The following is a 14,755-nucleotide window of genomic DNA, read 5'->3' on the forward strand; positions in this document are numbered from 1 at the left end:
GCGATTCACGATCGAGATTGCGGACGTGAAATTCCCGATATCGTTCCGGCCCGCTGCAAGACAGCTGCAACATCTGTTAGTTGGTGACGGCGCACGATCCGATAAGCCGGACCTCATCACAGCCGCTTGAACGCAACCATTTTCCGCGCCGATGAAACCGTCCTGAAACAGAGCGAGCGCACTCACATAGGGTGGTGGAGCTCATAACAGGAGGCTCACATGCGTCGTCTGATTTTCGCAATTGCCTTGGTCGCGGTCGCGTCAGCTGGAATCTCGGCATCGTTTGCCGCAGTTCACCAGGCGAGGACTTTGACCTTCGAGGAGCGCTTCGCGCCGGCGCTTCCGCTGATGGTCAAGCACTAGCGGTTCGCCCGCGAATTAGTCGGGCTCTGCTGGCCGGATGAGGACAGCAGGCGATCCATGTCGGCGGCGGCTTCGCCGTCGCGGACCTTTTGCAGGAGCGTGTGCCGCTCGGCGCCGGCCGGCAGCCTTTTGGCTGCGGCGCGAGCGTCCTCAGTGAACTTGCTCAGGCGTTCCTGGAGCGACAGGGCGGGACGCGTACGGTTGCGTTTCTTGGTCATGGTTGGCCTTTCGAGGCCGAGCCAACCACAGGCTTGCAAGCCGCGTCCTTAACTTTTGTTGGAACCGGGCAACCCGATAGCGGGTTCTGACCTGACGGCGCTGCGGCGCTTTGAGTTCCATCTCCACACCGGAGCCAAACAAGTGTCCAGCGATGCGATCCGCGCAGCGCTCATCAGGCGTCTGCGCGTTTCTTCCGGAATTGCGGAGGAAGACATCAAGGAGATCGAGGCCCTGCCGATCTCGGTGCGGCAGTTTCCCGCCGAAACGGCGGTGGTGCGCGATGGCGAGCGCGCAACCGACTGCTGCCTGATCGCGGACGGCTTCTGCGCCCGCTCCAAGACGATCGCAAACGGCAAGCGGCAGATCCTGTCTCTGCACATTCCCGGCGAGATCCCGGATCTCATGAGCCTGTTCCTGCACGTGATGGACCACGATCTGTCGACGCTGACGCCGGCGACGCTCGGCTTCATCAGCCACGAGACGCTGCGAAAACTGCATCGGCGCAGGCCTGTCGTCGCCGAGATGTTCTGGCGCGATACGTTGATCGACGCTGCCATGTTCCGCGAATGGATCGTCAATGTCGGCCAGCGTCCCGCGCCGGCGCGGCTCGCCCATGTCATGATCGAGCTGCGTGAGCGCCTGAGGATCATCGGACGTGTCGACGGGGCCAGCTTCGAAATGCCGCTAACCCAGGAGCAGATCAGCGAAGCCCTGGGCGTCACCGCCGTGCACGCCAACAGGGTGATCAGGCAGCTGCGCGAGGAGGGCATCGTCGAGCTGCAACGGGGGCGCGTCACTGTGCTCGACGAACCGAGATTTCTGGAGCTTGCGGATTTCGACCGCCGCTATCTGCACCAGTCCCCGACGTTGTGATCGGGCTATGACTGGCTTTCGTTCCAGTCCTCGAGCGTCGGCGTCGCCATGTCGAAACGGTCGCGGATGGTCGAGCAGGTGCTGCCGCCGAGCCTGGCGATGGCATCGAGCCTGGCAGGGTCGATGTGCAGGCGCTCGGCGTCGACGACGTCGGCGTGATAATGCGCGAACAGAATCTCGCCCATGATGATCTGCCGCGACTTGCCGAGCTCCAGCGTGATGTGGCGACGGCATTCGAACGCGGCGGGCGCTTCCTTGATCCAGGGCGACGCGACGGTCTTACCCGGCATGGCGGTCAGGCCGGCCGCCTTCAGCTCATCATGGTCAGGCGCGAACGGCACAGCGCAGACATGCATCGCCTCGGCAATCGCGTGCGAGACGATGTTGACGGTGAAGACCTCGGTCAGGCGGATATTGAGACCGGTGTCCTTGAACCGCATGTCCGGATGGTTCTCGACGCCGAGTGCGAGGATCGGCGGATCTGCCGACAGGCAATTGAAGAAGCTGAACGGCGCGGCGTTGATCCGTCCGTCGGGATCGACCGTCGTCACCAGCGCGATCGGCCGTGGCACGACGGTGCCGATCAGCAGCTTGTATTTGTCGCGCGCCGACAGTTCGCGAAAGTCGAACGTGACGTCACCTGCGAACGAGACGTCGCTGGGGTCGTGAGCACTGGTCATTTCTTGGGCAAACGTCCCATCAGATAGAATTCGTCATTCGGCCGCATGCCGGTGAAATTCGCGAGCCGGTTCGACAGTGCGAAGAAGGCCGAGATCGACGCGATATCCCAGATATCGCCATCGCTGAAGCCATGGGGGCTAAGCGCGGCGAAATCTTCCTCGGCGATGCGCTGGGCGTCGGCCGAGATTTTCATCGCGAAATCGAGCATCGCCTTTTGCCGCGGCGTGATGTCGGCCTTGCGGTAGTTGATCGCGACCTGGTCGGCGATCAGCGGGTTCTTGGCGCGGATGCGCAGGATCGCGCCATGGGCGATCACGCAATATTGGCACTGGTTGGCCGCCGAGGTCGCGACCACGATCATCTCGCGCTCGGCCTTGGTGAGACCGCCGTCCTTCTCCATCAGCGCGTCGTGATAGGCGAAGAAGGCGCGGAATTCGTCGGGCCGGTAGGCCAGGGTCAAGAACACGTTGGGCACGAACCCGCTCTTCTCCTGCACGGCGAGCAGGCGCGTGCGGATGTCCTCCGGCAGGCTGTCGATGGCGGGGGCGGGGAAGCGTTGCGCAGGCTTTGTCATGGGCATGGATTCCGGCTTGGGGTCTGGAAACCATAGTCGATGCGGCAGGCGGCCTCAATGTGCTGGTCTCGTGCCTCGGTCGCAGCGCAGCGCTTCCAGAGCGTTGCGGCGCGTCCGGGACACGAGAAGGGCTTACCGCAACGGCTTCTTCAGCAGCGAGAAACGATCCGGATCGAGGCCCATCGAGGGCTGCAGCATCGGCGTTTCGGCGGGCGCGAGCGTCTTGGCGGGAGGCGCGGCGAACACCGGGTCGTTCGGCACGTCGCGCTGCGAGGTCGCACCGCGCCAGCGCTCGAGCACGGCGCCGACGAAGTGCATGTCGTGACCGGCGGAGACCGACGGCACGCTCGAAATGGTGGCTTCGCCGCGCGGCAATTGATGCGGCGGCACTTCCTTGAAGCGCAGGCGCGTCGGCAGTGCGACGCCTTCGCCGAACGCCAGCACCTCGCGGGTGCCGAGCGACGGCACGAAGGACAGCAAGTTCGCGGCCGCATCCGACACCGCCGCACGCAGCAGCGCCTGGTCACGGTCGTTGGCAAGACGCATGGTGAACAGCGTGTTGCACTGGGAGATGATGGTGGCGTCGAGCTCGGCCGGGCGCTGCGTGATGAGGCCGAGATAGACGCCGTATTTGCGGCCTTCCTTGGCGATGCGCGAGACCGCCTTGCGGGTTGGCCCGAAGCCGATATTGCGGTCGGCGGAGGCGTAGCGGTGCGCTTCCTCGCAGACGAACAGCATCGGCGAGACGCCGTCGCTCCACAGGCCGAAATCGAACGCCATGCGGCACAGCACCGACACGACCGAATCGATGACCTCGGCCGGGAAGCCGGCCAGCTGCATCACCGTCATCGGCTTGCCGTTGGCGGGCAGGCGGAACAGATGGCTGATCACCTCGGCCATGGTGTCGCCGCCGACATTGGCGTTGTCGAACATGAAGGCGTAGCGCGGATCGTTCTTCACGGCTTCGATGCGCGAGATCAGCTTGTGATAGATGATGCGCGAGGAGCGGTTTTCCAGCTTGCCCATGCGCTCGTCGATCAGCGAGACCAGGTCGACCAGGCGGTACGGCACCGGTGTATCGACGGTGAAGCCGATCTGCTTGGGATCGATGCGCTTGAGGCCAAGACGGTCGGTGTTTTGGTATTGCGTGTAGATGCCCTTGGCGATCGGAATGACCTCGGCGAGCACGTCGAGTTCCTCGGGCACACCGGCGCGGCCGCCGAACAGCACGTCGACGATTTCCTCGAAGTTGAACAGCCAGAACGGCAGCTTCAGGTTCCGCGGGTTGAGCACCAGCGCGCGGTCGCCGAAACAGCGGCCATATTCGTTGTGCACGTCGAGCAGGAAGATGCGCAGGTTCGGCCGCGCCTTCAGGATCTCGTTGAGCAGCAGCGACACGCCGGTCGATTTGCCGACACCGGTCGATCCCAGCACCGCAAAATGCTTGGACAGCATCTCCTCGATATCGACATAGGCGATGACCGAGCGGTCCTGCTGGAGGAAGCCGACATTGATCTGGTCCGACCCGGTCGGCGCGTAGATGGTGCGCAGCTCCTGGCTGGTGATCAGGTCCACGGCATCGCCGATGGTCGGGTAATTGGTGACGCCGCGCTGGAATTTCGGCTTGTCGGTGGCGTTGAGAATCTCGCCGAGCAGGTCGACCGAGGCAATCGCGATGTAATTGTCGGTGCTGGACAGATTCTCGCAGGACACCTCCGTGATCATCGCCACGATGACCGAGCTGTCGCAGCGGATGCTGACGAAGCGGCCGACAGTGGCCCGCACCTCCGAGATCGGCATCCGGCTTTCCGCCAGAAGCCCGACCCGGGCGAGCGAACCGCGTACCGAAATCACGCGTCCAAAGGATGTCACGATGGATGAACCTGAAAAGTCAGACTGTTTCTCCAACTATGCGGGTCGTCGCTGCACAAACGGTTAAACGGCAGGCGCGCCGGCTTTGTTAAATCCGCGGTAATTCGGTGAGGCGATTTGTTCCCGATGCATACTTTGGGGCGGAATCGGCCGGAAAATGCTGCTTTGTTGGGCCGATGAGGCTGCCGCCGGTTAAAAAATAATTTACCATAGGCCGAAGAGCTGCGCGACGGCGGGAATCGACAATGGGAAGGCGCGAGGAATGTCGGGAAAGATCGTCAAGCGGCGGGTCGGCCCGGGCATCTACGTGCTTCGGTTCAAGACGCAATACGAACTGACATCGACCTTCCTGCGCGTGCAAGAGCATTACGAGTCTCCCGAGTTTCACGGGCGCGTCTTCTCGCTCGAACAGTACATGGACTGGTACGCCGCGCGGCATGGCAATTTCACCTACTATCAGGACTGGTCCGGCTTCAACGTGCCGTCCACCGCGTTCGCGCCGTTCTATGCCGGCGCGTTCGATCCGCTCACGCATAAGGAGAGGCGGTTGCTCGCTCTGTTCGCGGGGCTGAAGGGAAGGTTTTATGTCATCGGCATCTATGAGGGCCGCGGCAGCACGTTGACGCACGAGCTCGCGCACGCGCTGTTCTTCACGGATTCCGATTATCGCAAGGGCGTGCGCGAGGCGATGCGTTCCTACGATACGCGCACGCTGGGGCGGCAGATCGCAAAGGCCGGCTACGCGCAGCACGTCATCGAGGACGAAACCCAGGCCTACCTGATCGCACCATCGAGCAAGCTCGGCGCGGCGTCCAAGCCGCTACTGCCGCTGCGGCGAAAGCTGCGGGTGCTGTTTCGCGAGCATGCGGCGAAGCTGTCGGTGCTGGGAGGCTAGAATTTGGACCGAATGAAGTTGATGGTCCGCTGCTGGCGGAAATAGTTGCAGTGCCAGACGTCAGGTGCGTCGCCAAAATCCTCGACGTCGCTGATGCTGAGCGGAAAGTCCTTTTCTCCCAGATTGGTCATTGAGGCCGTATCGACCACGAGGTCGTTGTCGCCCGGGAAGATCTGATCGGCGGCAAGGTCGCCGACCCTCAATGCTCTGAAGTTCTTCCAGAACTGCCATCCAGGATTTACTGTCGCGAAATTCGCCTTGACAGCAAAATAGACAGGACGCGTCGTGCACGGACCGAGCCGGAGCAAATTGAGCTCGTAGTTGTTGGATATCTGGGACTGTCCGAACAGTCCTGGAATGAGCGCGATGAGACCGTCAAGGAGCGGCGTGTTGGCAAGTGTGCCGGTGACGGTCATCACCACCTCGACAAGTTTGCCCGCGACCCAGAGGAACGGATTGGCGCCACCGGCGAGCAGCAGTGTCTTCTCGGCAAACGTCCCGATATTGGAAATCAGGCTCAACGCGTGCTGGAGCTTGTCGGGCGCAGCCAGCGAGGTGCCGTAGAGCGGTGAGCCCGCAAAGACGACGCGGGTCTCGGCGGTGAGCGCTGCACCGAAGGCCTCCAGCCACCAGCGCACGATCAGTCCGCCACGGCTGTGAGCGATGACGCGGAGCTCTCCTGAACTGTTGCCGAAAGCGCGTCCGAGCTCGAGCGCATTCAGCACCGGACTCACGGCGAGCGTCGCGTGCTCGAACACAAGAATCTGATCGTACTTGTTGGGGCCCTCGAAGGCAGCGCTGAGAAATGCCTGGCCGTCGGGCGTTGCCTGGAATTCGCCGATCATGTTGACGGCGTTGGAAAAGGTTCCGTGGACGAACAACAGGGTGCGGCCTTTGAATGGTCCTCGGACGTCGACGCCAATGGCAAACCCTTGCGGGCCGCGTTGCAATTGCCTGAGGTGGGATTGCAGCGTGACGCCGATCGCGGAATTGAGGCGCATGTCGATGGCGCCGACGGCGGCGGCGGCCTTGTTGGGCTGGAGCCTTGGAAACTCCTTGGTCAGAACGACGGTCTGGTCCGGAAGCGGCGGTGGTGCCCCGGCGCGTCGTGCACGGCGGCGGCGTCGCTGCGGCGCGTCCTCCCGGGCCGGAACGCCGTCATACCAGCGCAGCACGCCGTTTTCCTCGACGAGTGACGCTGCGAGAATGGTGCTGTCGGGCGAGTTGGAGGCGCGCCGCCGGCGGCGTCGCAGGCCAGACACGGAGTCCATCTCGTCATCATGGTCGACATAGAGAGCTTGGAACAGGTCGTCGTGATCCTCGGCCGCCTTGATCAGCGACAGGTAACGCCTGGGATCTTCCGCGGCTAGCTGTGACATGATCGATGCCGTCATTCGTTGATGATCGGAAGCGGTGTGACGTTCAATTCGCGGGCGCGCTGGATGTCGAGCAGGCTGTCGAACTCCTTCTGGCTGCGCAGATTGGCCCGGCCTTCCTTCTGCGCGTCCTTGAAGCCCCAAGCCCCCGTCAAATAGGTGGCTTCCAGCATCACCAGATCGCCCGATGCCACATAGGCCATCACCTCGGTGTAGCTCATCCTGGTGAGCCGCCAGCCATAGGGGTCGACGTAGCATAGTCCCGCATCACGGGTCGCGGCATCGCCGACTGCCGGCACCGTGGCGGGCACCTTCACCACGCCCTTGAAGTCGTCATGCGCCTCTTCGGACCGCCAGTAGCCGACGAAGGCGTGATCGGTGAGCAGGACCACGACCGGGAAAATGCCGACGTATTCGAGGCACGAGGCGAGCAGCAGCGCGAGGTCGATGCAGGTGCCGGTGTTGGACGCGACGATCTCGCTCGGCGTGCGGAGCCGCTGCGTCTGCTCCGAGTAGGCGGGGGGAGGGTTGATGTATTGCAGGCGGTACTCGTTCACGAGCGCGGTCCAGATCGCCTGCACCTGGCGATCGACGGCACGCTGGACGCCCTGCTGGTAGCCGTCGAACCCTGCGCCGGGATCGTCGAGGATGCCGATCAGGTAGCGCCGCGAGACGTGGATGATCTGCAGGATGGCCGGATCTCGCGGCAGCACGAAGGACGGCAGCCAGGGATTGTTCTCGGTGTCGTCGAGCCATTCGTCCACCGGGATCAACGTGACGCGCCTGGTATCCTCGAACACTGTGATCCCGCCGCAAGTCACCTTGACGTAGACGGCGGATTGCACACGTTCGTGTAGCGAACGGGTCAGGCTGGCGGTGAGGGGGATGATCACGTCGGAGGACAGCGGGAGCTGCAATTCCTCCATCTCGGTGATCGTGTTGCGGTAGGGATAGTTCTCGGCGCCCACACAAAGCTCGACCCGAATCGTGATGGCATGGACGGTGTTGCGAACCAGCCGCGTTAGCGTCAGCTTGTCGAGCAAGGGCCTGTTGTTGTGCAGCAGGGAGTAGTTGATCGCCTCTGGCACTTCCAGGTCGACCTGGATCGGGTTCATCGGGCTGCCCTTTTCTTTCGAGGAGACGCCTTCTTCCTTGCGGAGGATCTCGACGCCGTCTTGCTGATGGACTCGCTGCCGGGCTCGAAGATGCTGCGCCCCATCCAGATCACGATCGAGGTGCCGTGCGCCTTGTCCATGGGCATCGCCTTCCAAGCCTTCACGAAGGCATCCGGGATCGAGAAGATCTTGTTGCTCTCTCTATCGCACCAGTTCCAGTAGAAGGCCTGAAAGAACAGCTCCGCCAGTTCGTCGTCGATCTCGTCGAGAAATCCGACGGCGACATGGGCCTTGTTCCTGACCAGCTCGCGCGCGATGCGTGCGCCGGAATAGTAGAGATTGAGCGTCACGATCCGCGGCGGCGTGGGGCTCACCAGGATCCTGGCCAGCTCGTCGTAGCGAACGGGAAGCTCGCTCTCGTGGTCCTGGCGAAGGATTATTCCATCGACCAGCCGGCCGTCGGAATCGATTAGGCTTTCGAACAGCGGCTTGTTCTTGTCCTTCATGTCCACGTAGAAGTCGTCGATCACCCATCCGGCCTGATGGGTGTCTATTCCCGTGACATGGATCGCCTCCCAGTTCTTGCGAACCTCATCGACGAGCTCACTCCTCTGGGGCGTGCGGAGGATCTTCCGGTAATCGTCGTCATCCGGCTTGTTGGCGGCGCCGACCGCGGCGCTGATCCGATCTTCCTCGTCCTTGAATTCGTACTTGTCCTTGAAACGTCCGGGCGCACTCTCGACGAACAGAACGTTGGCCGGTGGATGCGGCTTGACCCGCGCCAGCCCGTTGTCGAAGAGGCGCGAGATGAAGACGCTCTTGTAGCGGCCTTCCGAGCGCGTGCCGGAGCTGAGCAGATATTCCCAGGGAATCTCGCAGGCTGCTTCATGGATCGCGCAGGCCTGTGCGTCCTGACGATCCCAGTCGTGCAGCTCGATCTCGATGCGATCCGCTTGCGCCATCGCACGCAGCCGGTCGAGCGATACGCCGACGCTTTTGAGGTCGTCGACTGCGCGCTTGGCGATGGACTTGCGCAACTCGACATCGGACGCCCATCGCGAGCGCACCCGCAGGAGATAGGCCCATTCCTGTGCCAGGCGCGGCAGCCGCTCGGGATGGTCGATGGACGTCGGGGGCACTCCGAGCGCGCGGATCATGGCGATATGTCCTGACGCTGAATTGCCCGCCGGCTGCGTGCTCCCGGATTGTCTGGCCATCGAGCTCTCCCAACTCCCGGCGCGCCGATCGTCGCGCGGCGCAGGCTTCTAGTACACCTTTAGATAGCGGTTGTCGTCAAGATCAGCCCAGGCTGGAGCCTCATTGTCGCGCGTCGGGTTTGCAGGGCAGCCGGGTGCGATGTCCGCGTAACCCGCGTGATCCGGCCGCTGCCGACCGTACCCGGGTAAGCCCCGCCGCAGGAGTTTGTTGACGGGACCTAATCATTTGTACATTGGTACAAATGAACCCGCGGCCTCGGCGCCGCCCCGGATGCATGAGCCTCTTGCCGGCTCTGCGTTCGAATACGCGATCCGGTCCGGCGATCGCGACCAAGTTCTGGAGGACCCCATGCAGCCCGAACCGATCCTCGATCTCGCCCATCTCGGCCACATGGAATTGCTGACGCCGAAGCCCGACGAGAGCCTGAAATTCTTCGTCGACGTGATGGGTATGACCATCAGCGGGCGCAAGGGCGAGTCGGTCTATCTGCGCGGTTGGGACGATTACGAGCGCTATTCGCTCAAGCTCACGGCCTCGAAGACCTCAGGCATGGAGCACATGGCGCTGCGGGCACGTAGCCAGCAGGCGCTGGAGCGCCGCGTCGCCGCGCTGAAGGGCTCGGGCTTCGATATCGGCTGGATCGACGGCGACATGGGGCAGGGACCGACGTTCCGCTGCCGGGATCCGGATGGACACATCGTCGAACTGTATTATGAGACCGAATGGTATCAGGCGCCGCCGGAGCTGAAGCCGGCGCTGAAGAACCAGGCGCAACGCTTTCCCGCGCGCGGCGTCAATGTCCGCCGGCTCGATCATCTCAACTGCCTCGCCGTCGACATCAAGGCCAACCGGGAGTTCTTCGAGAATTATCTCGGCTGCCGCCTCACCGAGCAGATCGTGCTGAACGACGGACGGGAAGCGGCGATGTGGCTGACCATGTCGAACAAGAGCTACGATTTCGCCTATTCGCTCGATCATTCCGGCACGCCCGGCCGCTTCCACCACGTCACTTACGCGCTCGATAGCCGTGAGGAGATTCTGCGCGCCGCCGATATCTTCCTCGAGAATGGCGTGCACATCGAGACCGGGCCGCACAAGCACGCGATCCAGCAGACCTTCTTCCTCTATGTCTACGAGCCCGGCGGCAACCGCGTCGAGGTCGCCAACGCCGGCGCACGCCTGATCCTCGCGCCGGACTGGAAGCCGATCGTGTGGACGGAGGAAGAGCGCAAGAAGGGCCAGGCCTGGGGCCTGAAGACGATCGAGTCCTTCCACACCCACGGCACGCCGCCGGTGGAGACGAAGAAGCACGCGTGATTGCGCGCTTCTATCAATGCAGGGACGATCGCACCCGCGCGACCGTTTCGCGGATGCCGGTCCAGGCCGGCTTATCCGGGGCGAACTGGCTGCGCAGGAAGCTGACGAGGTCCTCGACCTGCGCGTCGCTCATGCTATTCCCGAACGCCGGCATGTAGCCGAGGTCGCTCGACGCCGGCTCGGTAATACCGTGCAGGATCACCTGCACGAGATTGTCCGACGTTGCGCTGTGCAGATTACTGTTGAGCGCGAGCGAGGGGCGGCTGCCGAACAGCGGCAGCCCACCGACCTCGTGGCAGACGGCGCAGGCGCCCTGGTAGAGCCGGGCGCCGGTGGACGAGGCGACGGTGACTTGCGTTGCGCTCTCGAGCCTCGCCGCCAGCGCGGGCGCGTCGGCAGCAGCGTCGTTGAACGAGCCGAGATAGTCCGCCATTGCGCGGATGTCCTGATCGGGCAGCGCCTTGAGATCCCGCACGATCGGCGCCATTGGGCCGGCGGCGACCCCGTGATAGCGTGAATAGCCGGTGCGCAAGTATGCGTACAGTTCGTCCTCGCTCCACGGGATCGGCGCGTGCGAGAGCGAGGTCAGCGGCGGCGCTTCCCAGCCTTCCGCAATGCCGCCGGCGAGATAGGCCTGCCGCTGCTCGGCGCCGAGGGCGTTACGCGGTGAATGGCAGGCGCTGCAATGGCCGAGGCTCTCGACGAGATAGGCGCCGCGATTCCACTGTTCGGATCGAGAGGGATCGGGCTTGAACTCCTGGGTTTGGTGGAACAGCGCATTCCAGCCCGCGAGCAGCGGGCGGAGATTGAAGGGAAACGCGAGCGTGTTCGCAGGCGCGGTCGTCCGCACCGCAGGCTGCGCCATCAGATAGGCGTAGAGCGCCTGCATGTCGGCATCGCTGGTCCTGGAAAAATGCGTGTAGGGGAAGGCGGGATAAAGCTGCCGTCCATCGCGATGCAGCCCCTCGCGCATCGCGCGCTCGAAGGCCGGGTAGGACCAGGCGCCGATGCCGGTCTCGACATCGGGCGTGATGTTGGTCGAATAGATCGTGCCGAACGGCGTCTCCAGCGCGCGGCCGCCGGCGTTGAGCACGCCATTGAGGCTGGTGTGGCATTCCGCGCAATTGCCGAGCGCTGCGAGCCGCTCGCCGCGCGCGATGGTCGCGGCCGAATAGACCGATGCGTCGGGCCGCGGGATCGGCACGATGGCGCGCCCGGGCATGAGTGCGGCACCGATGCCGATCGCGGCGGTGCAGACCGCTGCGATCGTCGCGAAAATGCCGGCGCGTTTGGCGAACGGATTTTCCCAGATGCGGGATGGCTTTGTCGCTGCGGGCGCGGGCAGGGCTTGCGGCACGGGCGCCGTGTTGCCGTGCAGCCCCTTCAAGATGCGTTCCGGCGTGAACGGCGGCTCCCGAAAGCGCACGCCGGTGGCATCGAAGATCGCATTCGCAATCGCCGCTGCGCTGGGGACCGACGCGGACTCACCGACGCCGAGCGGCGGCTGGTCTTGCCGCGGCAGCATCAGCACGTCGATCTCCGGCACGTCGGGGAAGGGGATGATCGGATAGGCGCCCCATTCACGTGCCGCCACCGCGCCACGCTCGAACGAGACCTCTTCCATCAGCGCGCGGCTGGTGGACTGGATGACGTTGCCATGGATCTGGTGGCGTACGCCGTCCGGATTGATCATCAATCCGGAATCCTGTCCGGCGACAACGCGGGTGACGCTGACATCGCCGGTGGTCTTGTTGACGGCAACGTCGGCAACCCAGGCCGACCACGCCGCGCCATAGCCGGGGAATTTGCTGTGGACGTAGAGCGCATAGGCAAAGCCGCGCCCGTGGACGATTTCTCCGTCCTTCTCCTCGCGCACCGGCCGTGGCGTCCAGCCCGCGCGTTCGGCAACCGCATTGACGAGATCGACGGCGCGCTGGTCTTTCAGATAGCGCAGCCGATATTCAATGGGATCGACGCCGGCTTCGGTCGCGGCCTCGTCGATGTAGGATTCATGGGCAAAGGTGTTCGGTAGCGCCGAGACGCCGCGGAACCAGGACGCGCGCACGATCGGCGCCATGTCGTGGGCGACGACGCGCATGTGGTCGTAATCGTAAGGCGGGATCGCGGTGCGGTCGCCCATCTGCAGCACGGCGGGCTCGGGCGAGATGCGACCGGTCAACAGCAGCGCCAGCGTCGGCGCGGCGTTCGAGGGATAACGCGTGGCGAGATCGTAAGCAGCGATGCCGCCATCGGCATCGAGGCCGCCATTGACATCGATGAGCTGCGCGGCGCCCTTGGGCTCCCAGGCGTGCTCCTGTTCGCGCGTCAGCTGTACGCGTACAGGTCGCCCGACCGCGCGCGATAGCAGCAGCGCGTCGGCCGTGACGTCATCGGCGCAGTTGCGGCCGTAGCAGCCGGCGGCTTCGAGCCTGATGACCTCGACCTCGCTCTCCGGGCGCTCGATCAGCAGCGCGAGGTCGCTGCGCAGCACATGCGGGTTCTGCGTGCCGGACCAGACGCGGATGTTGCCGTCCTGGAAGTCGGCGACCGCGCAGGACGGGCCGATCGAGGCGTGCATCTGATACGGCCAGACATAAGTGCGCTGCATCGACCTGGCCGCGCCTGAAATGGCCGCATCGACGTCGCCCTTGTCGATCAGCGTGCGCGGGATCGACGGGTGGGTGCGCAGCGCAGTCTCGACATCGGCGAGATTGGTCAGTGTGGGCGTCGGCTTCCAGCTCAGTTTGAGCTGCTCGGCCGCACGAATCGCATTCTCCTCGCGCTCGGCAACGACCCCGACGAAATCGCCGATGCGGACGACGGCCACGAGGCCGGGAATGTCGCGCACCGAGGATTCGTCGACCGCGATCAGGCTGGTGCCGACGAACGGGCCGGCATCGACGCCGGAATAGGGCGGGCGGACGACACGGCCATGCAGCATGCCTGGCACGCGGATGTCGTGGACGAAGGTCGGCTCGCCCGTTGCTTTCGCGGGAAGATCGACGCGCGGTATCGACTGGCCGACGATGGCGTAGTCGCCGACGGCCTTGACCGCGACGTCATCTGCAAGCTCGAGGCGGACGGTCTCGCTGCCGATGAGTTCGCCATAACTGACGCTGCGGTTGTCGTGGCCGCGGACGAGGCCGTCTTCGATCTTCAACGCATCGGCGGGCAGCTCCAGGCGCTCGGCCGCGCGCGCAATCAAAAAGTGCCGCGCCTGCGCCGCAGCCTTGCGCAGGGGCACTGCGGTGATCTGAATGGTTTCGCTGGCGATCGTCGCGCCCTGGTTCGGCACCACGGCGGTGTCGCCGAGCACGACGATGACGCGTGCAAAGGACACGTCGAGCTCTTCGGCAACGATCTGCCCGAGTGCGGTGCGGATGCCGGTGCCGAGATCGACATGGCCGTTATAAGCGGTGACCGCGCCGTCCGCGGTGATGCGGATGAAGGTTTCAGACGTGACCTCGTCCACCGTGCGGGCGACGACGAGCGAGCCCCGCTCAACTCCGTTCGAAACAGGGGAGGCCATCAATCACGGGCCTCGGCGAGCTGACCCGCTGCGCGCATCACCGCGCGCAGGATTTCCACATGCGTGCCGCAACGGCAGAGATTGTAGCGGAGTGCTGCCAGCGCCTCCTGCTCAGTCGGTTGGGGATTGATTGCGAGCAGCGCCTTGGTGGTCATGATCATGCCGTTGAGACAGTAGCCGCATTGCGCCGCCTGCTCGTCCATGAAGGCCTGCTGCACGACGTCAGGCTTTTCGCGCGTGCCGAGCCCTTCGAGCGTCACGACCTCGCGCCCGGCGCAACCGCCGATCGGAATGACGCAGGAGCGTGCGGCCGTGCCGTCAATCAGGACGGTGCAGGTGCCGCATTCACCCAAGCCGCAACCGTATTTCGGGCCGTTCAGTCCGAGATCATTGCGCAGCACATAAAGCAGCGGCGTCTGGCGTTCTGCCGTGACCTCGTGGATCCTGCCGTTCACGGTGAGGCGGATCGGTGCCTGCGTCATCCTCGTTCCCAAGCCCAAGACTCTGCGATGGCAAGAATTCTACGTCGCGACGATACCGTTTGTACACAAACGTGCAAGCGGTCATGCCGCAGTGCAGCGCAACTGCCCGCTTTGTGAACAAGGCCGGGAGGCAAATGAGGTTTTATTCGGCAGGCGCATCTTTTCGCGCGTGGCGCCGCTTGACAGCTATCAGGACCGCGCGCACCATCGTTCGTATACGAATGATAACCGCAGTGTCCGC

Annotated in this window: 13 protein-coding genes; 4 read left to right on the top strand and 9 right to left on the bottom strand. The window is 63.9% G+C overall.

Annotated features, from left to right (window positions below; genetic code table 11):
• The first annotated feature begins 219 nt into the window (after window positions 1-219).
• Window positions 220-363: a hypothetical protein gene (locus M2427_RS12240; RefSeq protein WP_280706569.1), complete on the top strand. Its 144-nt coding sequence runs from the start codon at window positions 220-222 to the stop codon at window positions 361-363.
• Here M2427_RS12240 and M2427_RS12245 read toward each other — a convergent pair.
• Window positions 360-581 carry a hypothetical protein gene (locus tag M2427_RS12245; RefSeq protein WP_280706570.1) on the bottom strand — a complete coding sequence of 74 codons (222 nt, stop codon included), beginning with the start codon at window positions 579-581 and terminating at the stop codon, window positions 360-362. The two genes, M2427_RS12240 and M2427_RS12245, sit on opposite strands and share 4 nt — an antisense overlap.
• Window positions 582-723: 142 nt before the next feature.
• Here M2427_RS12245 and M2427_RS12250 point away from each other — a divergent pair, with 142 nt between their 5' ends.
• A complete protein-coding gene (locus tag M2427_RS12250; RefSeq protein WP_280706571.1) occupies window positions 724-1,455 on the top strand; it encodes a Crp/Fnr family transcriptional regulator in 732 nt (243 codons plus the stop codon).
• Window positions 1,456-1,460: 5 nt separating this feature from the next.
• Here the strand turns inward: M2427_RS12250 and M2427_RS12255 are convergent, their stop codons facing one another.
• The 3 genes from M2427_RS12255 to M2427_RS12265 all read right to left on the bottom strand — a co-directional run bounded on the left by M2427_RS12255 (window position 1,461) and on the right by M2427_RS12265 (window position 4,582).
• Window positions 1,461-2,135, bottom strand: a complete 675-nt coding sequence (locus M2427_RS12255; protein ID WP_280706572.1) for a flavin reductase family protein — start codon at window positions 2,133-2,135, stop codon at window positions 1,461-1,463.
• Entirely contained in the window at window positions 2,132-2,710 is a 579-nt protein-coding gene (locus M2427_RS12260; RefSeq protein WP_280706573.1) for a peroxidase-related enzyme, read from the bottom strand. Before M2427_RS12260 ends, M2427_RS12255 begins: the two co-directional genes overlap by 4 nt.
• Before the next feature lie 132 nt (window positions 2,711-2,842).
• On the bottom strand, window positions 2,843-4,582 hold the full coding sequence (locus M2427_RS12265; protein ID WP_280706574.1) for a DUF87 domain-containing protein: 1,740 nt from the start codon (window positions 4,580-4,582) through the stop codon (window positions 2,843-2,845).
• 262 nt (window positions 4,583-4,844) lie between these two features.
• Here M2427_RS12265 and M2427_RS12270 point away from each other — a divergent pair, with 262 nt between their 5' ends.
• Entirely contained in the window at window positions 4,845-5,477 is a 633-nt protein-coding gene (locus M2427_RS12270) for an ABC transporter ATP-binding protein (RefSeq protein WP_280706575.1), read from the top strand.
• Here the strand turns inward: M2427_RS12270 and M2427_RS12275 are convergent.
• From M2427_RS12275 to M2427_RS12285, 3 genes are read right to left on the bottom strand one after another with little or no spacing between them, the layout of a single operon-like run.
• Window positions 5,474-6,856 (bottom strand): hypothetical protein, encoded by a 1,383-nt coding sequence (locus M2427_RS12275; protein ID WP_280706576.1) that lies wholly within the window; start codon window positions 6,854-6,856, stop codon window positions 5,474-5,476. The two genes, M2427_RS12270 and M2427_RS12275, sit on opposite strands and share 4 nt — an antisense overlap.
• Before the next feature lie 11 nt (window positions 6,857-6,867).
• Window positions 6,868-7,968 (bottom strand): hypothetical protein, encoded by a 1,101-nt coding sequence (locus M2427_RS12280; RefSeq protein ID WP_280706577.1) that lies wholly within the window; start codon window positions 7,966-7,968, stop codon window positions 6,868-6,870.
• A complete protein-coding gene (locus tag M2427_RS12285) occupies window positions 7,965-9,185 on the bottom strand; it encodes a hypothetical protein (protein ID WP_280706579.1) in 1,221 nt (406 codons plus the stop codon). The genes M2427_RS12280 and M2427_RS12285 overlap by 4 nt, the downstream gene beginning before the upstream one ends.
• A gap of 349 nt (window positions 9,186-9,534) precedes the next feature.
• Here M2427_RS12285 and M2427_RS12290 point away from each other — a divergent pair, with 349 nt between their 5' ends.
• Window positions 9,535-10,503, top strand: coding sequence for a catechol 2,3-dioxygenase (locus M2427_RS12290; RefSeq protein WP_280706580.1), 969 nt, complete (start codon window positions 9,535-9,537; stop codon window positions 10,501-10,503).
• Window positions 10,504-10,516: 13 nt separating this feature from the next.
• Here the strand turns inward: M2427_RS12290 and M2427_RS12295 are convergent, their stop codons facing one another.
• Both M2427_RS12295 and M2427_RS12300 read right to left on the bottom strand, forming a co-directional pair.
• Window positions 10,517-14,032, bottom strand: a complete 3,516-nt coding sequence (locus M2427_RS12295) for a molybdopterin cofactor-binding domain-containing protein (protein WP_280706581.1) — start codon at window positions 14,030-14,032, stop codon at window positions 10,517-10,519.
• A complete protein-coding gene (locus M2427_RS12300; protein WP_280706582.1) occupies window positions 14,032-14,514 on the bottom strand; it encodes a 2Fe-2S iron-sulfur cluster-binding protein in 483 nt (160 codons plus the stop codon). The genes M2427_RS12295 and M2427_RS12300 overlap by 1 nt, the downstream gene beginning before the upstream one ends.
• Window positions 14,515-14,755 lie beyond the last annotated feature (241 nt).

The sequence above is a fragment of the Bradyrhizobium sp. BR13661 genome (assembly GCF_029892425.1).
Classification (GTDB): domain Bacteria; phylum Pseudomonadota; class Alphaproteobacteria; order Rhizobiales; family Xanthobacteraceae; genus Bradyrhizobium.

What these genes read in the sequence shown, in the direction of transcription:
- M2427_RS12240 (WP_280706569.1), top strand. Translation starts at nt 220, where the DNA reads ATGCGTCGTCTGATTTTCGCAATTGCCTTGGTCGCGGTCGCGTCAGCT.
- M2427_RS12245 (WP_280706570.1), bottom strand. Translation starts at nt 581, where the DNA reads ATGACCAAGAAACGCAACCGTACGCGTCCCGCCCTGTCGCTCCAGGAA.
- M2427_RS12255 (WP_280706572.1), bottom strand. Translation starts at nt 2,135, where the DNA reads ATGACCAGTGCTCACGACCCCAGCGACGTCTCGTTCGCAGGTGACGTC.
- M2427_RS12260 (WP_280706573.1), bottom strand. Translation starts at nt 2,710, where the DNA reads ATGACAAAGCCTGCGCAACGCTTCCCCGCCCCCGCCATCGACAGCCTG.
- M2427_RS12270 (WP_280706575.1), top strand. Translation starts at nt 4,845, where the DNA reads ATGTCGGGAAAGATCGTCAAGCGGCGGGTCGGCCCGGGCATCTACGTG.
- M2427_RS12275 (WP_280706576.1), bottom strand. Translation starts at nt 6,856, where the DNA reads ATGTCACAGCTAGCCGCGGAAGATCCCAGGCGTTACCTGTCGCTGATC.
- M2427_RS12280 (WP_280706577.1), bottom strand. Translation starts at nt 7,968, where the DNA reads ATGAACCCGATCCAGGTCGACCTGGAAGTGCCAGAGGCGATCAACTAC.
- M2427_RS12285 (WP_280706579.1), bottom strand. Translation starts at nt 9,185, where the DNA reads ATGGCCAGACAATCCGGGAGCACGCAGCCGGCGGGCAATTCAGCGTCA.
- M2427_RS12290 (WP_280706580.1), top strand. Translation starts at nt 9,535, where the DNA reads ATGCAGCCCGAACCGATCCTCGATCTCGCCCATCTCGGCCACATGGAA.
- M2427_RS12295 (WP_280706581.1), bottom strand. Translation starts at nt 14,032, where the DNA reads ATGGCCTCCCCTGTTTCGAACGGAGTTGAGCGGGGCTCGCTCGTCGTC.
- M2427_RS12300 (WP_280706582.1), bottom strand. Translation starts at nt 14,514, where the DNA reads ATGACGCAGGCACCGATCCGCCTCACCGTGAACGGCAGGATCCACGAG.